Consider the following 21,809-nt stretch of genomic DNA (forward strand, 5'->3'; position numbering starts at 1 on the left):
ATCAATTCCCCGCCTGTTGCTGCGGCAAGAGATAGCCGGTCGTCGAGCGGGCCAATACCAGATAGCGCGCGGCAACGGCCTTGACCTCGTCGGTGGTGACCTTGCGGATGCGGTCCGGCCATTGCTGCACGTCCTGGACGTTGCCGCCGGTGGCAAGCGTCGAGCCATAGATGTTGGCCATGGAATCCTGCTTGTCGCGAGCAAAGATCATCGACCTGACATAGCGGTCCTTGGCTTTTTCGAGCTCGTCCGGGGTGACGCCGTCGCTGGCGATGCGCGCCACTTCCGCATCGACCGCGGCTTCGACGTCGGCCAGTTTGGCGTCACCGCGCGGCGCGCCGTAGACGGTGAAATTGGTGTCGTCGAGCATGGTGCCCTGGAAGTACGCACCGGCGCCGGAAGCAATGCCCTGCTTGACGACAAGGGCCTGGTAAAGCCGGCTGCGGTTGCCGCCGCCGAGGATCTCGGCCAGCAGATCGAGCGCTTCGGCCTCGCCGGGCTTCGCAGTGTGATAGGAGGGCACGACCCATTGTGTCGAGAAACTCGGCACGCTGACGCGAGCGTCGGAGAGCGTGACCGTGCGCCTGGTGTTCTGCTCCGGCTCGACCGGACGGACGCGCGGCGGCAGGTCCGGCCCGCGGGCCACCTTGCCATAAGTCTTTTCGGCCAGCGCCTTCACCGTGTCCGGTTCGACATCGCCGGTCACGATCAGCACGACGTTGTTGGGCCGGTAGTATTTGTCGTAGAACGCCACCGCGTCGGTGCGGTTCAGCTGCTCCATCTCCTGCATCCAGCCGATGACCGGGATGCGATAGGGCTGGTTCTGCCATAGCGTGGCATCGACCTCTTCGTCGAGCACGGCCTGCGGATTGTTGTCGATGCGCGAGCGGCGCTCCTCCAGGATGACATCGCGCTCGGTCTTGATGACGTCATCGGTGAGGATGAGGTTGCGCATGCGGTCGGCTTCGAAGCTCATCATCAGCTCGAGCGCCGACGGTGCCACCGTCTCGTGGAAAGCGGTGTAGTCGTAGGAGGTGAAGGCGTTGTTGGAGCCGCCAATGTCGGAGACGGCGCGGTCGAACTCGCCGGCCGCGTGGTGGGCCGTGGCTTTGAACATCAGATGCTCGAAGAAATGGGCGATGCCGGATTTGCCCGGCGGCTCGTCGGCGCTGCCGATCTTGTACCAGACCATGTGGGTGACGATCGGCGCGCGGTGATCGGGAATGACGACCACTTCCATGCCGTTGTCGAGCAGGAAGTCCGTGACCTTGAACTCGGCCGGCACTGTGCTTGGCAATACGGGGCCGTCCGCCAGGACGGGGGCGGTCATGAACAATGCCAGCGACGTCGCCAGCAGCGTGGCCCGAAGCCATTCAGTCCTTGATGTCATCGATGGCTCCGGTTTCATGCAGCGACGATAGGCAAGGCGCTGGCGACTAGCAAAGTGAATTGTTGGTCATGTTGCCGGCAAAGGCGGCGGCAAAGAGGCCACGGCTGAAAGCAGGCCTCTCAGGCAGCTTCGATGAAGCGGATCACGGTCTCGCCATAGTTGCGCTCATCAAGCACGGAAAAGCCCGGGCCTGGCTCGAAGGGAACCACCGCCGTCTCCTCGACCACACAGAGTGCGCCTGGCCGCAGCCAGCCGCCGGCCTGGGCCGACCGCAGGGCTAGCTCGCCAAGGCCCTTGCCATAGGGCGGATCGGCAAAGACCAGGCCGAACGGCGCCAGCGTGCCCGCCTCGCCAAGGCCGGTTGCGTCGCGGCGGAAGATCTTGGTGCGTCCGGTCAGGCCGAAGGCTTCGACATTGTCGCGGATCAGGCCACGGCCCTCGGCCGATTCCTCGATGAAGACGCCATAGGATGCCCCGCGCGACAGGGCTTCCAGGCCAAGCGCGCCGGTGCCAGCGAACAGGTCGAGCACGCGCGCGCCGTCCAGTTGCCCGGCAAAGCGATGCGCCAGAACGTTGAAGACGGCCTCGCGGGTGCGATCGGTCGTCGGGCGGATGGCGCTGCTGCGGGGCGTCGCCAGCGGACGCCCGCGAAACTCACCGCCGACGATTCTCATCTTGTCCGGGGGCCCTTGGGGCCGCCGCGCGGCCGCTCGCCGCCACCGGCGCCTCCTGGACGCTCGCCACGCGGCTTGCCGAACGGTTTCGCGCCACCTGGCTTGCCGGCGGGCTTGCCATAAGACGGCTTGAACGAGGCCTTGCGTGCCTTGTTCTCGGCCGCCTTGGCCGCATCGGCCTCCGCCCTGCCCTTGCCGATCGGCCGGGCTCCCGGCGCCATCCAGACATTGGCCTTGCGCTGGCCGGGCGGCTCGATCGGCCGTTGCTCGCGCTCGGGTTTCTTGCCGCCGCCGCGAGGCTTGTCACCGAATCCACCGCGCGGCTTGTCGCCAAAACTTCCACGCGGCTTATCGCCAAAGCCACCGCGCTCCGGTCGCGGACCGCGATCGCCGAAGCTCTTTTCTGGTCTCTCACCCCTGTCGGGGCTCGTCGACAGTTTGCCGAGCGCCTCGTCGCGGCTGCCTTCCCGGCGTTTGCGGTTCTTGATCAGCCCGCCCTCGCCGATCGGCCGGCGCTCGCCATCTCGCGTAAACTTCGGCCGTTCGGGCTCGACCTCACGCACTTCGGTGCGCCGCACCGGCTGGTTGGAAAACGGTTTTGTTATCTCGGCCTCGAAATTGGCGCCGGATTCCTCGACCAGGCGCTCGCCGAGCTGGTCGCGCAGCACCCGGCCCTTGATCTCCAGAACATGGCCCTCGGCGAGGTCCTCGAGCTGGAACGGACCGTAGGAGATGCGGATCAGCCGCGTGACGTCGAGGCCGAGCGCGCCGAGGATGTTCTTGACCTCACGGTTCTTGCCCTCGCGCAGACCGATCGTCAGCCAGGCGTTGGAGCCCTGCTCGCGATCCAAGCTGGCTTCGATGGCGCCGTAGAAGACGCCGTCGACGGCAATGCCCTCGCGCAGGCCGGCGAGCGCGCTTTCCTCGACCTTGCCATGAACGCGCACGCGGTAGCGGCGCAACCAGCCAGTGGCCGGCAGTTCGAGTACGCGCGACAGGCCGCCATCATTGGTCAGCAGCAGCAGGCCTTCGGTGTTGATATCGAGGCGGCCGATGGTCATCAGCCGCGGCAGTTCGGCCGGCAGCACGTCGAAGACGGTCTTGCGGCCTTCCGGATCGCGGTTGGTGGTGACGACGCCGGCCGGCTTGTGGAACAGGAACAGGCGCGTGCGTTCGATCGGCGGGATTTCCATGCCATCGAGATGGATGATGTCATTGGGCATGACGTTGAACGCCGGCGAAGCCAGCACCTTGCCATTGACCTTGACGCGGCCGGCGGCGATCAACTCCTCGGCGTCGCGGCGCGAGGCGAGCCCGGCGCGTGCCAGCCGCTTGGCGATGCGCTCGCCGGCTTCTTCCGTTGCTTCGGCAGGCCGCGAGCGCGGCTTGAAGCCGCCGCCAGACGCGCCTTGCGGCCGATCACCGAAATCACGCTTGGGTCTGTCGCCGCCAAAGTCACGCTTTGGACGGTCAGCGAAATCCCGCTTCGGACGATCTCCGAAATCACGCTTGGGACGGTCGAAGCGCTTTTCACCGCCCTCCGCCGATGCAGAAACCGGACGGTCGCCACGCGGCGCGTAGGGCTTGCGTGGTCCCTCGCGCTTCTCATAGGGCTTGCGTTCGCCTTCGGCTGCCATCGGGCGGTCGCCGCGCGGCGCGTAGGGCTTGCGTGGTCCCTCACGCTTTTCATAAGGCTTGCGCTCGCCTTCGGCCGCCATCGGGCGGTCGCCACGCGGCGCATAGGGCTTGCGCGGGCCTTCGCGCTTTTCATAAGGCTTGCCTTCGGGGCGCGGTCCCTTGCTGAATGGCCTGTCGCCGCCCTTGAAGTCCCGCTTCGGCCGGTCGCCGTCGGCGGCCATCGGCCGATCGCCACGTGGCGCATAAGGTTTTTTCGCAGCAAAGGACGGCTTCCCGCCCTTGCCGGCATCGCGGCCACGTGCACCTGCCGATTTCGGGCCACTCCTGCCCGGGCCGGCTTTGCGCGGAGATTTCTTGTCGTTGTCGTCCATGTGGCCTTTGTCCGTTTGCGCTGCTACAGCGTGGCGCATCCGTTCGGCGCGCAACGAACGCTGTAGCACTTTTGATTTGGCGCATGATCATTTCCGAAAATCGAGTCCGATTTTTCGGGTTGATGCGCTCCATAACAGGATCACCGCCGGGTGGCGAGGATATAATGGGAAGACAAACCCCTTGAAGAGGCCGGATTTCATGGCCCTGGCGCTAAAAGAGGCCGAAGCGGCAGCCTTGCGTGGCGAAGTGCCGGTCGGCGCGGTCATCGCCAATGGCGGCGCGGTTATTGCCAGTGCAGGCAACCGCACGCGCGAGCTTGCGGACCCGACGGCCCATGCCGAGATGCTGGTGATCCGTGAAGCCTGCGGCAAACTCTCGAGCGAGCGGCTCACCGGCCACGATCTCTATGTCACGCTGGAGCCCTGCGCCATGTGCGCCGGGGCAATCTCCTTCGCCAGGCTGCGCCGTCTCTATTTTGGCGCGGCCGACGAAAAGGGCGGCGCCGTCGTCAACGGCGTGCGCTTCTTCGCCTCTCCGACCTGCCACCACACGCCCGACATCTATCCGGGCATGGCCGAGACCGAAGCAGGCCTGCTGCTGAAGGATTTTTTCAGGGGACGTCGAGACTGAGCCAAGGCCGCCGCAAGACCTGCGCGACTTGTTCTTACTGCAACCAGTCGAACCAGCCGCCCTTCTTGCCCTCGGCCTTTGCCTTGAGAGCGCGTTCTTTCTTGTACTCGTCTTCGCCGAGTTCGTTCTGCGGCGCGGCATCGGAGGCGACACGGTAGGCCAATGGCGGCTCGCTGAGGTATTTACGCGTGTTCGGATCGCCCTGCTTGCTCTCGGCAAGGCGGCGCTGGATCTCGGCGGCGCGGCCCTTGTCGGAATCGGCGGGTTTCCACGCCGGCGGGTGGCTCGATCCTGATTCCTCCATCGCCCTTTTCACCGAAGCCGGATCCGTCTGCACGTCATCGACGATCTCCGACTGGTAGGCCGGATCATTCTGGTGTGCGGTGGCGTCGGCGCGCAGGCGCGCGCGGCGCTGCTCGGGCGATTCGGGCCAACCGGCGTTTGCCGTCTGGATGCTTTCCTGCGGGGCAGGCAGCGCTTCCTTCTGGCCAGGTGCCGGCTTCACCAGGGTGGGACGTGGCTTGTAGTCGATCGGGTCCTTGCGCTTCGGCGCGAAGGAAACGGCGCCTGTAAGATCGCCGGCCAGCTGCTCGGCGGCGGTCTTGTCGGTGCCGTAGGTCGGAGAGCCCATGCAGCCGGACAAAGCGAGGCCCGATGCGACAAGCGGCGCCAGCAGCGCAAGGCGCGCGTTATATCTTTCGGTCATGCCAAAAAGTCCCACTCTAGACAACCTCTCGATCGCACCGGCCTTGTGTCCGGTCCCCATCGTGCAAGCACTTGCGACGGAAATCCGGCGACAATTTGTCTTCCGGAGTTTCGCGTGTTTACCTCAACCACTCGTTAAGGGCAACGCACGGGCGGGTTTGCACCCGCGCGGCGTGGCATTTGTGCACTTCTTTGGGCGACAGGCACTAGAGCCTTCCCAGCGCTTTCAGTTCGTGCAGCACCGCGGCATCCCGTGCCGAAACATCCGGAAACTCGGAATCCTGCCCGACATCGGCGGTGTAGCGCCAGGAACGCGCGCATTTGACCAGGCCGCGATCCTCCGCTTTCTCGACGACCACGGCAACGCCCTTAACATCATCGAGGGCGAAGGCGGTTCGCGGCGCCTCGCCATGGGCAATGACGAGATCGCTGGTGATGGCCATTTCAGCCATGTCGACGTCCGATATCGCCGCCTCGAGCGCCGCGTCGTTGATCGTGACCACGGGGACAGCCTCCAGCGAGGAGCCGATCACCTTCTGGGCACGCGCAATCTCGAGCGCGCCGGTGACGACGCGGCGCACCTGCCTGACCTTGCGCCATTTCTCCGCCAGCGCCTCGTTCCTCCAACCCGCAGGGATTTGCGGGAACTGGTCGAGATGCACCGACACCCCATCGGCATGACGCTCCAGCCACGCCTCCTCCATGGTGAAGGGCAGCATCGGCGCCAGCCATTTCACCAGGCAGTCGAAGAGATGGCGCACCACCTGGACCGAGGCCTTGCGCTTCACGCTCGACGGGCCGTCGCAGTAGAGCGCGTCCTTGCGGATATCGAAATAGAAGGCCGACAGCTCGACCACCATGAAATCGAGCAGTGCGCGCGTGATGCGCTTGAACTCGAAGGCGTCGTAGCCCTGGCGTACCACCTCGTCGAGTTCGGCCAGCCGGTGCAGCATCAGCCGCTCAAGCTCCGGCATCGTCTCCAGGGGAACGACCTCACCATCGTCATGGGCGAGCGTGCCCAGCATCCAGCGTATGGTGTTGCGCAGCTTGCGATAGGCGTCGATGTTGGTCTGCAGCACGTTCTTGCCGAGGCGCTGGTCTTCCCAATAGTCGGTCGTCACCACCCAGAGCCGCAGGATATCGGCGCCGGACTGCTTGATCACATCCTGCGGCACGACCGTGTTGCCGAGCGATTTCGACATCTTGCGCCCATCCTCGTCCATGGTGAAGCCATGGGTGACGACGGTGTCGTAAGGCGCCCTGCCCCTGGTGCCGCAACTTTCGAGCAGCGAGGAGTGGAACCAGCCGCGATGCTGGTCGGAGCCTTCGAGATAGACGTCGGCCGGCCACTTCAGGTCGGGCCGGTCTTCCAAGGTGAAGACATGTGTCGAGCCCGAATCGAACCAGACGTCGAGAATGTCCATCACCTGCTTCCATTTGGAGGCATCGTGATTGCCGAGGAAGCGCTCCTTGGCGCCGGGCGCGAACCAGGCGTCGGCGCCTTCCGCCTCGAAGGCGTCCATGATGCGGCGGTTGACGGCCTCATCCTTCAGCACATTGCCATCCTCGTCGGCGAAGACGGCGATCGGCACGCCCCAGGCGCGCTGGCGCGACAGCACCCAGTCCGGGCGCTCCTCGATCATGGCGCGAATGCGGTTCTGGCCGGCGGCCGGGACAAAGCGCGTCTCGTCGATGGCCTTCAGCGCGCGGCCCCGCAGCGTGGTGCCGTCGCCGAGGTCCTTGTCCATGTAGACGAACCATTGCGGCGTGTTGCGGAAGATGACCGGCTTCTTCGAACGCCATGAATGCGGGTAGCTGTGCTTCAGCCGGCCGCGCGCGAACAGCGCATTGCGCTTGATCAGCTCATCGATGACCGCCTGGTTGGCGTTGCCCTTCTTGCCATTGTCGTCGATCACGCGCGCGGCTCCGCCTTCGCGGTCAGGGCCGAGGCCCGGCGCGTCCTTGGTGAAGAAGCCGGCATCGTCGACGGTGAACGGGATTTCGGTGTCGATGCCACGTTGGCGCAGCGCGGGCGCGGCGTCCATCCAGGCATCAAAGTCCTCCCGGCCATGGCCGGGAGCGGTGTGCACGAAGCCGGTGCCGGCATCGTCGGTGACATGGTCGCCGGCAATCATCGCAACCGGGAATTCATAGCCGCCACCGAGGCCCTTGAAGGGATGCGAAAGCACAAGATTTCCAAGCTGTTCGGCGCTGATGCCGTGAAGACGCTTCAAGGTGACCTTGGCCTTGGCCTGGCTTTCCTCTGCCAGCGCATCGGCAAAGATCAGCTTCTCGCCTGGCTGCGGGCCAAACGCATTCTCGGCCGCCGTCACCTTGTAGAGGCCGTAGGCGACACGCGGCGAATAGCTGACGGCGCGATTGCCCGGGATGGTCCACGGCGTCGTCGTCCAGATGACGACATGAGCATCCAGCAGGTCAAGCGACCGACCGCTCAGGTCCGGATCGAGCTCCGCCGGCTGCCCGTCCACGACACTGGCTACCACGAGATTGGCCACCGGAAACTTCGCCCAGATCGTGTCGGACTCGTAGTCCTGGTACTCGATCTCGGCCTCGGCGAGCGCAGTCCGCTCGACGACGCTCCACATCACCGGCTTCGAACCACGGTAGAGCTGGCCGGACATGGCGAACTTCAACAATTCACCCGCGATGCGCGACTCGGCGTGGAAGGCCATGGTCGTATAAGGGTTCTTGAAGTCGCCGATGACACCGAGACGCTGGAACTCTCCACCCTGCACCGAGATCCAGTGCGCGGCGAATTCACGGCATTCCTGGCGGAATTCGTTGACCGGCACCTCGTCCTTGTTCTTGCCCTTGGCGCGGTATTGTTCCTCGATCTTCCATTCGATCGGCAGGCCGTGACAGTCCCAGCCGGGCACATAGTTCGAGTCATAGCCGCGCATCTGGAATGAGCGGGTGATAACGTCCTTGAGGATCTTGTTCAGCGCGTGGCCGATATGGATGTTGCCGTTGGCGTAGGGCGGGCCGTCATGCAGCACGTATTTTGTACGCCCCGCCGCGCTCTCGCGCAGCTTGCGGTAGAGGTCCATGTCCTGCCAGCGCTTGACCAGCACCGGCTCCTTCTCGGGCAGGCCGGCGCGCATCGGAAACTCCGTCTGCGGCAGATAAAGGGTCTTCGAATAGTCGATCTTCGATTGGGTTTCGTCGGTCATTGGTCTGCCATGTGCATGCCGGGCCACGTGGCTTGCGGCGTGAAACTCTATTTTACACGCATGCCGTTCCCAAAAACGGGGCCCACTCGGGGCGACATGCTTTGATGATCTGGAAAAGCGCGAGAGGCCGCGCGCAATATTCCCGGCAGCTCCTACAGCCTTCAGGCTGCTGGGAACACCGGGCTGGTAATTCGTATCGTCGGCGCGTGAAGGCGCAAAAAGCTCGTCATTGCTGGGCTTTTAGCGGAGAAGAGCGCAGGAATAAAGCGTCTCGTTCGATTCGCTTACATCTTGAAGTCGAAGCGGTAGGTGGTCGACACGCCGACCATGAACTGGTTGCGGTCGCCACGCTCCCTGACCAGGCTGGAATCGGCGGCCGGACCCTCCAGGCGCGAATATTCGCCAAACAGGCTGGCAGTCATCGGATCGGTCACCTTCCAGGTCACCGCGCCACCGAGGCCGACGGATTTCAGGCCGCCGCCGGGATTGTACTGGCTCAGGCCCGAGGCCACGGCTTCCTGCGCGTTGACACCGTAATAGGCATCGAAATAGTTCGCCGAGGCGAACGACACGCGCGGGCCACCCGAGATCCTGACGGTTGGCGTCACGTCGTAGAAAGCATCGGCGGCGATGTCGGCGACAAAGCCGTTATGGGCTCGGATGCCATGCCGCAATTCCGCGCGCGCGCGCATCCAGTCCGTCGGATAGAATTCGAAGAAGCCGCCGACCTCGCCGCCCCAGCGGACCGGGTCGAGCCCCCTGAGCTCGTCGGCATCGCCGTCGTCGCGCGAGAACAGGAACTTGCCGGTCAGGCCTGCACGGACGCCGCCGTCGTCGACAAGCGCCAGCGAAATATTGTCGTTGCGTGAGGTGAAGCGAGCAGCAGGGCCGGCCTTGCCCAGCGAAATGATGGGCTGGGCGCTCAGCATGTATTTCTTGCCGCCTTCGAAATTGGGCGCCACCAGGCCGGTCGCGCCGACCGTCAGATACCAGTCGCCGGACAGCCAGCCGAAAGCGCCATCACCGGCTTCGGCCGCGCCTGACATGGCGAGCACGACAGTAGCCACGGCTACAGAAATCTTCCCGACCTGACTCATGGTCACTCCACTAACACGATACAACTGCCCTGCGGCGACAGCTTTGACGAGGCTTTGGTAAAATTTGATTTAAGGGCGAGACATCCAGCGCGCATTGCCTGCACCATCGCGCCCGCCATCGGCTGGACGCGGGTCGGCGCCGAGGGTAACCTCCCTGCATGCTGGCGGTCCTCTATGGAGGTGGCGACATGACCTTGCACGGCGATACTCTGAAGAACGCGATCGGCCGGACGCGTGACAAATGGGGATGGTTCGTCGGTCTGGGCGTGGTGCTGCTGATCCTCGGCGGTGTAGCCTTCGGCAATCTGTTCATCGCCACGGTGGCTTCCGTCTACGTTGTCGGATGGCTGATGCTGGTGGCCGGCATCATCGAGATCATGCATGCTTTCGGGGTCAAGACCTGGGGCCGCTTCTTCTACTGGCTGCTCAGCGGACTGCTTTATGCGGTCGCAGGGTTCTTCGCTTTCGACAATCCGCTGCTCGCCTCGGCGGTGCTGACCTTCCTGCTGGCCATCGCGCTCGTCGCTTCCGGCGCGCTGCGGGCCTGGGTCGGCTACAGCCACCGTCCGGAGCGCGGCTGGGGCTGGATTGTCGCGGCGGGCGTCATCAGCGTGCTCGCGGGCCTGATCATCGCCATGGGCTGGCCGGTCAACAGCCTGTGGGTGCTCGGACTGTTCCTGGCGATCGACCTGATCTTCCAGGGCTGGACCTTCATCGCCGTCGGCCTTGCGTTGAAGAAATAGGAACTCGTTTCCCCTTTCGGGATCATGCTTCAGAACGCCACCGCGGCGTCCAGGCCGGAGAGCGGCTTGACGCCGCCAAGCAGCGCGCGGGCCTCGACTTCATCGCGCTTCATCTGCACGACCAGTGCGTCGAGCCCGTCGAACTTGATCTCGCTGCGCAGGAAGCCGAAGAACGACACCTCGCAAGTCTCGCCATAGAGATCGCCGGAAAAATCGAAGACGAAGGTTTCCAGGAGCGGCGCGCCATTGTCGTCGACGGTCGGGCGGCGGCCAAAGCTGGCGACGCCGTCGTGCAGCGTACCGTCCGCGCGACGGAAGCGGACGGCGTAGATCCCTTCCTTGAGCGTGGCTTCCGCCGGAAGCCTCATATTGGCTGTGGGAAAGCCGAGCGTTCGCCCGAGCTGCTGGCCGCCGACAACCTCGCTTTCCACCGTAAAGCGATAGCCAAGCAGACCGGCGGCCTCGGCCACCTCGCCCTTGCAAAGCAAGGCACGGATGCGGCTCGACGAAACCACCTCGGCGCCTTCGTCGCGAAAGGCGTCGACGAGGGTAACACCGAAGCCGTGGCGCTCGCCGGCAGCCATCAGATAAGCCGGCCCGCCCTGGCGGTCCTTGCCGAAATGGAAATCGAAACCGGTCACGGCATGGGTAATGCCCAGCGCCCTCTCCAGCACATCGGTGACGAAGGCTTCCGCCGACAGCGAGGCGAAGTCGCGCGTGAAGGGCTGCTCGACGAGCGCGGCAAAGCCCAGCAGCGACAGGAGGCGCGCCTTCATCGGCGGCGGCGTCAGCACGAAAAGCGGCAGATCAGGCCTGAAAACCGTTCGCGGGTGCGGTTCAAAGGTCAGCACCAGGGCCGGTACGCCACGCCGCACGGCCTCCGCCAATGCCCGTTCGAGCACGGATTGATGGCCGCGGTGGACGCCATCGAAATTGCCGATCGCGACCACGCCCCCTCGCAGATCGGCGGGCAGCGGCGCGGTTGTCGTAAGATGCTGGAACGCGACCATTGCCACCTACTGCAGTCTTGCGATCACGGCCACCGGACGATAGCCGTGCCGCTCCAGGAAGAGCCCGAGCTTTGCCGGATCCGGCCGGGATGGATCGCCATAGTCGCGGGCATGAATGCCGCCAGAGACATAGAGGACGTCGAAACCATTGTCGGCAGCGCCCTTGACGTCGGTCATCATGCCGTCGCCGATTGCCAGTATTCGCGAACGCTCAACCGACCGGCCGAGGATCTCGGCCACCTCCTTCATCGCGACCTCGTAAATCGGCGCGTAGGGTTTTCCGGCGATCAGCGTGCGACCGCCGAGCTGCGCGTAGTCGCGCGCGAGCGCGCCGGCGCACCAGATGATCCGTTCGCCTCGTTCCACCATGATATCGGGATTGGCGCAGATGAACGGCAGGTTCCTGGCGCGCAACCGGCGCAGCAGTTCCGTATAGTCGTCGGGTTTTTCGACCTCGTCGTCGAACAGCCCGGTGCACACGACGCCAGTGGCCTCGAACTCCTCGACGAGTTCGACATCGAGGCCGTCATAAAGCGTCAGATCGCGGTCGGCGCCGATGTGGAAGACCTTGCGCGGGCCCTCCGCGATCAGATCACGGGTCACGTCGCCCGAGGTCACCACACGGTCATAGGCTGATGGCGGGACGCCGATCACGCTCATCTGCGCCACGACATCGGCGCGGCGGCGCGGCGAATTGGTGATCAGAACGACAGGAGTGCCGTCCGCCCTTGCCGCTGCCAGCGCAGCCGCGGCAGCCGGAAAATGCCATTCGCCATTATGCACCACCCCCCAGACATCGCAAAGAATTGCCGAATAGGCTTTCGAGACGTCTTCGAGCGAGCCGACGATTTCAGGCGAATCCGCCATGCCGTTTCCTTCAGTATGATCGTTGCGGTTACAGCGGCCGACGGTTCCCCGCAGCCGGTTCGAATTATCCGAACCGGCCCATGCTGTCACCAGCTTTCGCCTTGATCGGCGCGAATTGCGGCGCAAGCCGCGGCCTTGATTGGTTAGCGGTTGGTGAAGCGCCGACCAAGCAATAGAGCGGTTTCCCAAACTCGTCCTTCAGCGTTTTGTGGAAAGCTGGCGCCGGCCGAGAATCCGTCGGCGGGGGCTGCTGCAAGCATGTTTGAAATCTGGCGTCAGTTCCGCCGCGATAGGCGCGGCAACTATGCTCTCATGACGGCTGTGGCGATGGTGCCGCTGATGGGCGGCCTGGCGATCGCGGTCGACTTCACGGAAATGAACCGTGAAAAGCAGATGGTGATGAACGCGCTCGACGCCGCCAACTTCGCCACGGCCCGCCGGCTGACGGAAGGCGCCACCGACGATCAGCTGAGAGCCTACGCGCTCGACTTTTTCAACGCCAATTTGAACGACATCGATCCCGCCAGCGCGACGCTCAACGTTACCTTGCCGAGCAACACCAGCGGCGGCGGCCTGCTGACCATGACCGCCCAACTTAATTACAAACCCTATTTCTACCCCGCCTTCGCCCAGTTCGTCGGCAAATCGGCGACCGATGCCAACCAGAGGCTCAGCTTCAACGTCACCTCGCAAGTCCGTCTGAAGAACACGCTGGAGGTTGCCTTGGTGCTCGACAATTCCGGATCGATGGTCACGCCCGGCACCGGCTCAGGACAAATGCGCATCGATCTGCTCAAAACAGCGGCCAAGCAACTGGTCGACACGCTTGCCCAGCAGGCCGCGATGATCAAGCAGGTCGACAGGCCGGTGCAATTCGGCCTCGTGCCCTTTGCCGCCTCCGTCAATGTCGGCCCCGGCAACGGCAACGCCTCGTGGATGGACACCGAGGGTCTGTCGCCGGTATCGAACGAGAATTTCGACTGGTCGACGCTGAACGGCGCCAACAAATACGCCCAGCAGACCAACGGCATCTGGTACAAGCGCGGCACCGGCTGGGGAACAGAGGAAGGCCAGATGCTGACCCGGTTTTCGCTTTATCGCGACATGAAGGTCGTCACCAACCACGAGCGTATCGTCAATAGCAAGCGCGTGGTCTGCGACGCATACAATTCGAACAACACCTGCAAAAGCAGCCACAACGAATATGACTATGTCGATTCCTACGGTCCGTTCGCCAGTTGGCAAGGCTGCGTCGAGGCACGGCCCTACCCTTACAATATCAACGACGCCACGCCGTCCGGTGGCTCGGCCAACACCGGCATCGGCGTCGGCGATCCGGCAACGATGTTCGTGCCGATGTTCGCGCCCGACGAACCCGGCAATCACTGGAAACTCACCCAGGACCCCGACGAGGCCGCACCGGTAACTTATGGTGCCATCAACAGCTGGTGGAACGACGATCCATCGAGCAGCAGCGGCCAATCGCGGCTGCGCAACATGGCCAAATATTTCCAGCCGCGGCCGATCGATGCGCCGGCGCTGCCCGCCGGTAACGGGCCGAATTACAGCTGCACCACCAACCCGATCACGCCGCTGACCGATGTCAGCGTCGCCGACGGGCTCACCTCGATCAAGGCGGCGATCGACCTGATGCAGCCGAATGGCGGCACCAATGTTCCCGAGGGCATGGCCTGGGGCTGGCGGGTGGTCTCGAGCGGAGAGCCGTTCACGCAAGGGCGCCCGGAAACCGAAAGAGGCAACGACAAGGTGGTGATCGTGCTGACCGACGGCGCCAACACCTATTATACGCCATCCTCGCTGGGCTATTCCGACCCCGCCAATTCGAAATCGACCTACGCCTCCTTCGGCTACCTCAACCCCGGCTACAACGGCACCTCGGTCGGACGCCTGTTCATGGGCACATCGAGCGCCATCGGTCAGTTCGACTATTCGAACGGCAACTACACCAATGCCCTCAACGAGCAGATGGCCACGCTCTGCAACAACGCCAAGGCAGCCAACATCATGGTGATGACGGTGGCGCTCGACCTATCGACGACCAAGGCCAGCGACAAGCTGGCGATCGATGCGCTGAAATCCTGCTCGTCGAATTCACGCTTCCGCAAGGATGCGACGGATCCGAGCAAACCGGCGAAGCTGTTCTGGAATGCGACCGGCGCCAGCCTGGCAAACGATTTCAAGGAAATCGGCAACGAGCTGTCGAACCTGCGCGTCGTCGGCTAACCCGAGTTCGTTCCCTGGCGCAACGCCCGGCGCCGTCAAGCCCTTGCGGGCGCCTGCGGTGACAGGCACAGATTGGCCGCTCGCATGGTCTCTCATCCATCGCGGCAGGCTGGGAACGAACAATGCCCGATACCGCCAACCATCTCGCCTTCGCGCTGGTCTGCCTCGGCATGGTGCTGACGCCGGGTCCGAACATGATCTATCTGATCTCGCGCTCACTGTCGCAAGGACCGAAGGCCGGACTGATCTCGCTTGGCGGGGTTGCGGTCGGATTCCTGTTCTACGTGCTGTCGGCCGCGTTCGGCATCACGGCGCTGCTGATCGCGGTGCCTTATGCCTATGATGTGCTGCGCTTTGCCGGCGTACTCTACCTCTTGTGGCTGGCCTGGCAGGCCGTGAAACCGGGCGGACGCTCGCCATTCCAGGTGCGCGACCTGCCGAAGGACCGGCCGCGCAAGCTGTTCGCCATGGGATTGATGACCAATCTCCTCAATCCCAAGGTGGCCGTTCTCTATCTGTCGCTGCTGCCGCAGTTCATCAGCCCCGGCAAGGGCCATGTCCTGTCGCAGCTTCTGGTGCTGGGCGCGACGCAGATATCGATCAGCCTCAGCGTCAACGCCGTCATCGCGCTAACGGCCGGCTCGATCGCCACCTTCCTCGCCGGACGCCCGCTGTGGCTGGTCATCCAGCGCTGGATGATGGGAACCGTGCTGACGGCGCTGGCGCTGAAGATGGCGACCGACGCCCAGCGCTGAAGCGTCACATCGGCCGGCGCGGCGGCCGGATCTGGGCCGGCTCGACCACCTTGCGGTAGAGATGCCAGGTCGCGTGGCCGAGGATCGGCATGACGACGGCGAGACCGGCAAACAGCGGGATCGAGCCGATCACCAGCAGCACCGCGACGATGAGGCCCCATAGCGCCATCTGCAGCGGATTTGCCATGACCGCGCGCGCCGAGGTCTCTATCGCCGAAACGGCGCCGACATCCCGATCGAGCAGAAGCGGAAAAGCAACGACCGTGGTCGCCAGCACGACCACCGCGAAGACCAGGCCGGCCGCGTTGCCGAGAAGGATCAGCCTCCAGCCCTTGCTGGTCGTCAGCACATCGCGCAGGAAGGCCCCGATCGAAGCCGGCGGCTCGCCGCCGAAAAGGCTGGTGTAGATCGACTGCGCCGTGAACAGCCACAACAGGAACAGCGCGAACAGCATGATGCCGATAACCGCTATCGAGGGCAGCGCCGATGAATGGCGAACATCGAGCGCATGCCGCCAGTTGGTGTTCATGCCGAGCTCGCGCCGGCGGCTGATCTCATAGAGTCCGATCGCCGCGAACGGCCCGACCAGGGCAAAGCCCGACATCAAGGGATAGACGAGCTGGATGGCGTTGGAGCCGGACGTCCACTGCGTCAGGATCAGGCCGGCGACCGGATAGATCAGGCACAGGAACACGTAATGCGAGGGCTTGGCCCAGAAGTCATCGGCGCCAAGTCTGAGCGCGTCCCAGAGGTCCGCCGTGGAAATGCGGCGGACCGCTGGTTGCACATGCATCCCGTACGCGTCCGCCATGACATGAAAGCCGGCCATAACCTTCCTCCGTTTTTCTCGGGGGGCGGTCACCGCCTAGGGTGGCTGCCCGTAGCTGCCACTTGAAGAACGCTGACATAATAGCCGATCTTCCCGGGATTGTCGCCGCGTCTCATAAGGTTTGCTGAGCGGTCATCGTCTGGCGAACCACTGAGTTCATTTTAGAATCCATGCATTTTAGCTATTGCTTAAATTACTCGTAGAGACCCAGAGCGTATCACCTGAGCTTTACAAACGTTGGCGAGGGGCGATGTTCACATTGAAGGGCTTCTGGTCTTGCGAACGCGGCAATTTCGCCATGGCGACCGCCGTAGCCTTGCTGCCGATAATGGCTGTCGTCGCCGGCACCCTCGACCTGACGGGCACGAGCGATGACGCCGCGCAACTGCAGAACTCGCTGGACGCGGCTGGCCTTGCCGTCGGCACCAAATACCTGCCCAGCATGAGCGCGAACGATGTCCAGGGGCTTGGGCTGACATTCTTCGCAGCCAATTTGAGCATTGCCGACCAGCAGGAATATTCAGACAGCGTTTCCGCCTTTTCGGCCACCGCCAGCGGCGATCCGAGCGCCTATTACATCTCGCTGTCGTCCGGCATCAACCGTCCGAGCTTCATCAACGGCGCTGCCCCCTGGCCAGCTCACCGGTCGGCGACGGTCAAGATGCACCCGGGCGCCCAGGCCTGCGTGCTGGCGCTCGATCCGCATGCGTCGGCGGCGGTGAGCCTACAAGGCTCGACCGATGTCGCCATGAGCAACTGCGTGATCGCGGCAAACTCGGACGCGTCCGATGCCGTCAGCAGGGGCGGTTCCGCGCAGGTCTCGGCGGGCTGCGTATCGGCCGTCGGTGGCACTTCCGGGCTTTCTCCGCCCGCTGCCAATCTCACCTGCGGCACGCCGCTCGAACATCAATATGCGTCCTTCGATCCCCTGGCCGACATCGTCCCTCCCCCCTACACACTTTGCCTGCCGGTGCCGAACGGCAAAACCTACACGCTGTCGCCCGGCACCTATTGCGACAAGACATTGTCAGGAAACATCACGCTCAACCCGGGCGTCTACATCTTGCGCGGCGTCACCCTGAAGCCGGGCGGGAATGGCAGCCTGAGCGGCCAGGGCGTAACCATATTCCTCACGGAAGGGGCACAGATCATCATAAATGCCAATGAAAAGGTGAACCTTTCCCCGCCCACCAGCGGACCTTACGCCGGCATCACCATCTTCCAGAGCCGCGGGAACGTTTCGGCCTTGACCCTGAATGGCGGCGCAAATTCCGTGATCAGCGGATTCGTCTATGCGCCTGACGCGGCCGTTTCGTTTGCCGGCAATTCGGACATGAGTGGTCAGGGGGACTGCCTGAGGCTTGTTGGCTTGACCGTGCAGATGACAGGCAACTCTTCCATCAAGACCGACTGCACGGCGGTGTTCGGAAATCGAGAGATGTACTCCAGCCGCCTCATCACGCTTGTGAACTAGGGGCCGCTTCGATCGAGATTTTTCACCGCCTGCCCGGCAAAAGCCATGATCGGGACCGAGTCAGGCACGCATGACCACTTCGAAAATCGATTGCGACCAGATCGCGAACTTGAACAGGCGCAGTTGGCTCAAGGCGGCTGGGCTCAAGGCGGCTGGCCTGGCGGCCTTGCTTGGGCTTGCCGCCTGCAGCACCGTCTCGCTGCCGACAGGGCAAGGCGCCGGGGTTTCCTCCTCGGCAACCGGCACGCTGGCAAGCCTACGTGCGACGGCCGGGCGCGGCCCGCTGACCCCGGACGCGCAGTTGGAGCAAGCAGCATTGCAGCAGGCCGGCTACATGGCGCAGCGTGAAAACATGAGCCACACCACCGGCTGGGGCAAGGATTTCGCCTCGCGCATGAGGGACAATGGCGTACACGGTGCCGCGGCCGAGAACATCGCGGCCGGCCGCTTCGACCAACAGAAGCTGTTCGATATCTGGATGCATTCGCAGGGACACCGGCGCAACATACTCGATCCGGACTTCAACCGCTTCGGACTTGCCTATGTCCGTGACGGCCGCGACCCCAACCTGCGCTACTGGTCGCTGGTGCTCGGCAGGTAGCAAAGACATCGCCGGCAGCGGACATCCGCTGACGAGCAGCCGCTACATCAGTCCATATGAGCGGCAGGCGCGCCGCCGGCCGGCGCTGTTTTCGGCTTGCGCAGCAGGAAGACGAACGGGATGGCGGCCAGCGTCATGATCATCAGGATTTTGAAGTCGTTGACGTAGGAGATCATCATCGCCTGCAGATTGACCATTCGGTCGACCTGCGACAGTGCCGTCGGGTCGCCGCCGGCGGCTGCCGGCGAGACCGCCCAGAGATTGGGATTGAACGGGTTGATGAAGGTTGAAAGCTCGGCGTGATTGATCTGGGTGTTGCGCACCAGCAGCACGGTCACGACCGACACGCCGATCGACGAGCCAAGATTTCGCACAAGGCTGAACAGCGAGGTTGCATCGGTGCGGTAGCGGGCGTCGAGCGTGGCGAAGGCAACCGTCGACAGCGGCACGAACACCATGCCCATGCCGAGGCCCTGGATCACGCCGGAGCTGAGGATCAGCCAGTTATCCATCTGCGGGGTGAAGCTTGCCATGGTGTAGAGCGACTGCGCGGTCAGGAGGAAACCGATGACGACGAGAATCCTGGCATCGACCTTGCCCATGATGCGCCCGACGACGAGCATCGAAATCATGGTGCCGACACCGCGCGGCCCGATGACGATGCCGATGGTGACCGTCGGATAGCCGAAGATGGTCGACAGCATCGGCGGCAGCAGCGACATCGAGGCCAGGATCAGCACGCCCATAACGAAGATGAACGCCAGCCCGGTGACGAAATTGCGATCGAGGAAAATCTTCGGATCGATGAAGGGATGTTCCGATGTCATCGTATGGATGATGAACACCCAGAAGCCGGTGAGCGAAAGACCGAGCTCGATCCAGATCTCGACCGAGGAAAACCAGTCGACCTCGCCACCGCGATCGAGCATCAGCTGCAGGGCGCCGACGCCGAGCGATATCATGGCAAAGCCGAAGAAATCGAAGCTGCGCACCCGCCGGGCGACCGCCGGCAGATAGGCCGCCATGCCAAGAAAGGCGACGATGCCGACCGGCAGGTTGATGAAGAACACCCAGCGCCAGTTGAAATTCTCGGTCAGCCAGCCGCCGAGCGTGGGGCCGAGGATCGGTCCCAGCATGATGCCGGCGCCCCATATGGCCATCGCCTGACCATGGCGCTCCTTGGGGTTGATGTCGAGCAGGAAGGTCTGCGACAGCGGCACGATCGCGGCGCCGAACACACCTTGCATCAGCCGGAAAAGCACGATGGTTTCCAGGCTCCACGCCAGGCCGCACAACATCGAGAAGATGGTGAAGCCGACCACCGCCGTCAGGAACAGTTCCTTGCGGCCGAAACGGTCGGCGAGCCAGCCGGTGACAGGCGTCATGATGGCGGCGGCGACGATGTAGGAGGTCAGCACCCAGTTGATGTTGTCGGGCGAGGCGCCGAGATCGCCGGTCATGGTCGGCAGCGCGACGTTGGCGATGGTGGTGTCGAGCGCCTGCATGACCGTCGCCAGCATGAGCGCAACCGTGATCAGGCCACGATGCGGCACTTCTTTGAATGGTTCGGACGTGCTCATGGCGCAGAACTTCCAGAAGGTAACAGAAACGTGTACAACGGGTTTCCGGGCGGCAAAGCCTTCCGTTGAGAGACCTTCGTCGCGGTGGGACGCGATTATCGATGTGGGGGTTACATCGACTGAAAGTCTCTGATGAGCGGATGCCTGCCGCCCGGAAACCTGAGGACCGACAGGTCCGTGTCGAAGATTTCAGATTTTGGACGGCTGCCACGCGGCTCGGCCCAAACGCTGATCCTTCCCACCCCTCCCGTCAGACCAATCCTTCAACTCGCTTTCACCCGCCTGGTCTCCGCGGGCTTCTGCCGAGACTACTTCGCGGGCTCGCCGGCCGTAGCGTGACCGAAGATCGACGGCCAGCCACGCGCGACGCCCGTATCGACGGTAACAGAGGCGCTCATGCCGGTGCGCAGCGCCATCTTGGCGTCGGGGTCGGCCAGTTCCAGGCGCACCGGGATGCGCTGGGTGACCTTGACCCAGTTGCCGGTGGCGTTCTGGGCGGGCAGCAGCGAGAAGTCCGCGCCGGTGCCGGCACCGATAGCCCTGACCGTCGCCTCGAAGGTCCTGCCCGGATAGGTATCGACCACGATCTCCGCCTTCTGGCCCGGCTTCATGTTGGTCAGTTGGGTTTCCTTGAAATTGGCGTCGACCCAGGTGTCGCCGGTCTCGACCAGCGCAAACAACGGCGTGCCGGAGCCGACATACTGGCCGACCTTGAAGGACGCGGCTTGATAGACGACCCCATCGGCAGGCGCCTTCACGGTGGTCTGCTCCAGATCATAGGCAGCCTTGTCGCGCGCCGCGAGCGCCGACATCACCGTCGGATGCCTGTCGGTTTCGATGTCGGGGTTGCCGCCGAGTGCCGCCTTGGCGCTGATGATGCCTTGCTCGGCAACAGCCAGTTGCTGCCTGGCTTTGTCGAGATCGTTCTTGGCCTGATCCAGCGATGACTTGGCGTTGATGCCCTTCTGGGCAAGATCGGCGGCGCGATCGAATTGAGACTGCGCATAGTCGACCTCGCTGGCAGCGGACTTCTGCTGCGACTGCGCCTGGCTATAGGCCGCGCGCAACTGCTCGACATTGAGACGCGCGGTAGCGACCGCGGCGTCCGCCTGGGCGAGCGCGATCCGGTAGGGCTCGGGGTCGATGGCGAACAGGAGATCGCCCTGCTTGACCGTCTGGTTGTCCGATATGGCGACCTGGACGATACGACCGGCCGTGTCAGAGGCGATCGACACCTTGGCCTGCTGCAGATTGGCGTTTTCCGTTTCCTGGTAGCGGCCGCCCGTCACCCAGACATAGCCGCCGCCGATGATCAATGCCGCCGGCAAGGCGAACATCAAGAAGAAGCGGCCGATGCGGCGCTTCTTCTTCGGCGCCGGCGCGGGTTGCACGGGAGGAGCGACCGCGACCGGGGTTGATGCCGGCTGGACCGGCGCTTCCATCTCCACCTTGGGAGCGTTTTCTTCTACCTTGGCTACCGCGTTCATGCTGCCGCACCTTCCGCACTCTTGATCTTTTCAAGCGACGAAGCTTCGCTGTCCGTCAGATTTTGCACGATTACATCCAGCGCCCGGATCAGGATGCGCCGGTCTTCCGGCGAAACGCCGCTGAGCGATTCCTCATAGACCTCGCCAGCAAGGCTCTTGACGTCCGCATAGGCCGCATTCGCCTTCTCGGTCGGGAAGATCATGCGCACGCGCCGGTCGGTCGCGTCGGAGCGGCGTTCGATCCAGCCGCCCTCCTCCATCCGATCGACCAGGCGTGAAACGCTGATCGGCTCGATTTCGAGCAGTTCGGCGAGCCGCGCCTGTGCAACGCCCGCCTCCTTGGCAACGCGGACCAGAAGCCGCCATTGCGCCGAAGACAGGCCGAGCCCGCTGGCGCGCGCCTCGAAGCGCTTGCGCATCAGGCGTTGCACGTCGTGGATCAAAAATCCCAATCTATCGATGCCATCTGAAACCATGAGCGATACATATAATAAGCGTGCTTACTATTCAAGATGCCACTTC

General features: G+C 63.7%; 18 protein-coding genes. 6 read left to right on the forward strand and 12 right to left on the reverse strand.

Annotation, left to right across the window (positions count from 1 at the left end; genetic code table 11):
- Window position 1: 1 nt before the first annotated feature.
- The 3 genes from LB524_RS21830 to LB524_RS21840 form a co-directional block, all read right to left on the reverse strand.
- Complete coding sequence (locus LB524_RS21830; RefSeq protein WP_224530032.1) at window positions 2–1,390, reverse strand: M16 family metallopeptidase; 1,389 nt, start codon at window positions 1,388–1,390, stop codon at window positions 2–4.
- 119 nt (window positions 1,391–1,509) lie between these two features.
- On the reverse strand, window positions 1,510–2,064 hold the full coding sequence (rsmD, locus tag LB524_RS21835) for a 16S rRNA (guanine(966)-N(2))-methyltransferase RsmD (RefSeq protein WP_015318357.1): 555 nt from the start codon (window positions 2,062–2,064) through the stop codon (window positions 1,510–1,512).
- Window positions 2,061–4,073, reverse strand: a complete 2,013-nt coding sequence (locus LB524_RS21840; RefSeq protein ID WP_224530035.1) for a pseudouridine synthase — start codon at window positions 4,071–4,073, stop codon at window positions 2,061–2,063. Before LB524_RS21840 ends, rsmD begins: the two co-directional genes overlap by 4 nt.
- A gap of 181 nt (window positions 4,074–4,254) precedes the next feature.
- Between LB524_RS21840 and LB524_RS21845 the strand changes: the two genes are divergently transcribed.
- Complete coding sequence (locus LB524_RS21845; RefSeq protein ID WP_041163474.1) at window positions 4,255–4,704, forward strand: nucleoside deaminase; 450 nt, start codon at window positions 4,255–4,257, stop codon at window positions 4,702–4,704.
- Window positions 4,705–4,738: 34 nt separating this feature from the next.
- Here LB524_RS21845 and LB524_RS21850 read toward each other — a convergent pair whose 3' ends face one another.
- From LB524_RS21850 to LB524_RS21860, 3 genes are all read right to left on the reverse strand, one after another.
- Window positions 4,739–5,410, reverse strand: coding sequence for a hypothetical protein (locus tag LB524_RS21850; RefSeq protein ID WP_015318360.1), 672 nt, complete (start codon window positions 5,408–5,410; stop codon window positions 4,739–4,741).
- A 205-nt stretch (window positions 5,411–5,615) separates the two neighbouring features.
- A complete protein-coding gene (gene ileS, locus LB524_RS21855) occupies window positions 5,616–8,600 on the reverse strand; it encodes an isoleucine--tRNA ligase (protein ID WP_224530038.1) in 2,985 nt (994 codons plus the stop codon).
- Window positions 8,601–8,884: 284 nt separating this feature from the next.
- Complete coding sequence (locus LB524_RS21860) at window positions 8,885–9,697, reverse strand: MipA/OmpV family protein (RefSeq protein WP_140720936.1); 813 nt, start codon at window positions 9,695–9,697, stop codon at window positions 8,885–8,887.
- A gap of 188 nt (window positions 9,698–9,885) precedes the next feature.
- Between LB524_RS21860 and LB524_RS21865 the strand changes: the two genes are divergently transcribed.
- Window positions 9,886–10,440: an HdeD family acid-resistance protein gene (locus tag LB524_RS21865; RefSeq protein ID WP_015318363.1), complete on the forward strand. Its 555-nt coding sequence runs from the start codon at window positions 9,886–9,888 to the stop codon at window positions 10,438–10,440.
- A gap of 29 nt (window positions 10,441–10,469) precedes the next feature.
- On the opposite strand, the gene LB524_RS21870 is transcribed toward LB524_RS21865, so the two are convergent.
- Window positions 10,470–11,450, reverse strand: a complete 981-nt coding sequence (locus LB524_RS21870) for a bifunctional riboflavin kinase/FAD synthetase (RefSeq protein ID WP_224530095.1) — start codon at window positions 11,448–11,450, stop codon at window positions 10,470–10,472.
- A gap of 6 nt (window positions 11,451–11,456) precedes the next feature.
- A complete protein-coding gene (locus LB524_RS21875; protein ID WP_224530040.1) occupies window positions 11,457–12,317 on the reverse strand; it encodes a TIGR01459 family HAD-type hydrolase in 861 nt (286 codons plus the stop codon).
- 258 nt (window positions 12,318–12,575) lie between these two features.
- On the opposite strand from LB524_RS21875, the gene LB524_RS21880 reads away from it, so the two are divergent.
- Together LB524_RS21880 and LB524_RS21885 are read left to right on the forward strand one after the other, a co-directional pair.
- Window positions 12,576–14,561, forward strand: a complete 1,986-nt coding sequence (locus LB524_RS21880; protein WP_224530042.1) for a TadE/TadG family type IV pilus assembly protein — start codon at window positions 12,576–12,578, stop codon at window positions 14,559–14,561.
- A 122-nt stretch (window positions 14,562–14,683) separates the two neighbouring features.
- On the forward strand, window positions 14,684–15,316 hold the full coding sequence (locus tag LB524_RS21885; protein WP_015318367.1) for a LysE family translocator: 633 nt from the start codon (window positions 14,684–14,686) through the stop codon (window positions 15,314–15,316).
- 4 nt (window positions 15,317–15,320) lie between these two features.
- Here the strand turns inward: LB524_RS21885 and LB524_RS21890 are convergent, their stop codons facing one another.
- Complete coding sequence (locus tag LB524_RS21890) at window positions 15,321–16,145, reverse strand: DUF2189 domain-containing protein (protein ID WP_224530046.1); 825 nt, start codon at window positions 16,143–16,145, stop codon at window positions 15,321–15,323.
- Window positions 16,146–16,395: 250 nt separating this feature from the next.
- Between LB524_RS21890 and LB524_RS21895 the strand changes: the two genes are divergently transcribed.
- Both LB524_RS21895 and LB524_RS21900 read left to right on the forward strand, forming a co-directional pair.
- The gene (locus LB524_RS21895) at window positions 16,396–17,619 is read left to right on the forward strand and encodes a TadE/TadG family type IV pilus assembly protein (protein WP_224530055.1); all 1,224 of its coding nucleotides are present in this window, start codon (window positions 16,396–16,398) and stop codon (window positions 17,617–17,619) included.
- Window positions 17,620–17,689: 70 nt separating this feature from the next.
- Complete coding sequence (locus LB524_RS21900) at window positions 17,690–18,220, forward strand: CAP domain-containing protein (protein ID WP_181166516.1); 531 nt, start codon at window positions 17,690–17,692, stop codon at window positions 18,218–18,220.
- A gap of 47 nt (window positions 18,221–18,267) precedes the next feature.
- Here LB524_RS21900 and LB524_RS21905 read toward each other — a convergent pair whose 3' ends face one another.
- The 3 genes from LB524_RS21905 to LB524_RS21915 form a co-directional block, all read right to left on the reverse strand.
- On the reverse strand, window positions 18,268–19,800 hold the full coding sequence (locus tag LB524_RS21905) for a DHA2 family efflux MFS transporter permease subunit (protein WP_140617140.1): 1,533 nt from the start codon (window positions 19,798–19,800) through the stop codon (window positions 18,268–18,270).
- Window positions 19,801–20,108: 308 nt separating this feature from the next.
- Window positions 20,109–21,287 carry an HlyD family secretion protein gene (locus LB524_RS21910; RefSeq protein ID WP_224530058.1) on the reverse strand — a complete coding sequence of 393 codons (1,179 nt, stop codon included), beginning with the start codon at window positions 21,285–21,287 and terminating at the stop codon, window positions 20,109–20,111.
- Window positions 21,284–21,763, reverse strand: coding sequence for a MarR family winged helix-turn-helix transcriptional regulator (locus LB524_RS21915; protein ID WP_015318373.1), 480 nt, complete (start codon window positions 21,761–21,763; stop codon window positions 21,284–21,286). Before LB524_RS21915 ends, LB524_RS21910 begins: the two co-directional genes overlap by 4 nt.
- Window positions 21,764–21,809 lie beyond the last annotated feature (46 nt).

The organism is Mesorhizobium sp. ESP6-5, assembly GCF_020164695.1.
Lineage (GTDB): Bacteria > Pseudomonadota > Alphaproteobacteria > Rhizobiales > Rhizobiaceae > Mesorhizobium > Mesorhizobium australicum.

Excerpts from the sequence above, each read along its gene's own strand:
- LB524_RS21830 (WP_224530032.1), bottom strand. The coding sequence starts at position 1,390 with ATGACATCAAGGACTGAATGGCTTCGGGCCACGCTGCTGGCGACGTCG.
- rsmD (WP_015318357.1), bottom strand. The coding sequence starts at position 2,064 with ATGAGAATCGTCGGCGGTGAGTTTCGCGGGCGTCCGCTGGCGACGCCC.
- LB524_RS21840 (WP_224530035.1), bottom strand. The coding sequence starts at position 4,073 with ATGGACGACAACGACAAGAAATCTCCGCGCAAAGCCGGCCCGGGCAGG.
- LB524_RS21850 (WP_015318360.1), bottom strand. The coding sequence starts at position 5,410 with ATGACCGAAAGATATAACGCGCGCCTTGCGCTGCTGGCGCCGCTTGTC.
- ileS (WP_224530038.1), bottom strand. The coding sequence starts at position 8,600 with ATGACCGACGAAACCCAATCGAAGATCGACTATTCGAAGACCCTTTAT.
- LB524_RS21860 (WP_140720936.1), bottom strand. The coding sequence starts at position 9,697 with ATGAGTCAGGTCGGGAAGATTTCTGTAGCCGTGGCTACTGTCGTGCTC.
- LB524_RS21865 (WP_015318363.1), top strand. The coding sequence starts at position 9,886 with ATGACCTTGCACGGCGATACTCTGAAGAACGCGATCGGCCGGACGCGT.
- LB524_RS21870 (WP_224530095.1), bottom strand. The coding sequence starts at position 11,450 with ATGGTCGCGTTCCAGCATCTTACGACAACCGCGCCGCTGCCCGCCGAT.
- LB524_RS21875 (WP_224530040.1), bottom strand. The coding sequence starts at position 12,317 with ATGGCGGATTCGCCTGAAATCGTCGGCTCGCTCGAAGACGTCTCGAAA.
- LB524_RS21880 (WP_224530042.1), top strand. The coding sequence starts at position 12,576 with ATGTTTGAAATCTGGCGTCAGTTCCGCCGCGATAGGCGCGGCAACTAT.
- LB524_RS21885 (WP_015318367.1), top strand. The coding sequence starts at position 14,684 with ATGCCCGATACCGCCAACCATCTCGCCTTCGCGCTGGTCTGCCTCGGC.
- LB524_RS21890 (WP_224530046.1), bottom strand. The coding sequence starts at position 16,145 with ATGGCCGGCTTTCATGTCATGGCGGACGCGTACGGGATGCATGTGCAA.
- LB524_RS21895 (WP_224530055.1), top strand. The coding sequence starts at position 16,396 with ATGTTCACATTGAAGGGCTTCTGGTCTTGCGAACGCGGCAATTTCGCC.
- LB524_RS21900 (WP_181166516.1), top strand. The coding sequence starts at position 17,690 with ATGACCACTTCGAAAATCGATTGCGACCAGATCGCGAACTTGAACAGG.
- LB524_RS21905 (WP_140617140.1), bottom strand. The coding sequence starts at position 19,800 with ATGAGCACGTCCGAACCATTCAAAGAAGTGCCGCATCGTGGCCTGATC.
- LB524_RS21910 (WP_224530058.1), bottom strand. The coding sequence starts at position 21,287 with ATGAACGCGGTAGCCAAGGTAGAAGAAAACGCTCCCAAGGTGGAGATG.
- LB524_RS21915 (WP_015318373.1), bottom strand. The coding sequence starts at position 21,763 with ATGGTTTCAGATGGCATCGATAGATTGGGATTTTTGATCCACGACGTG.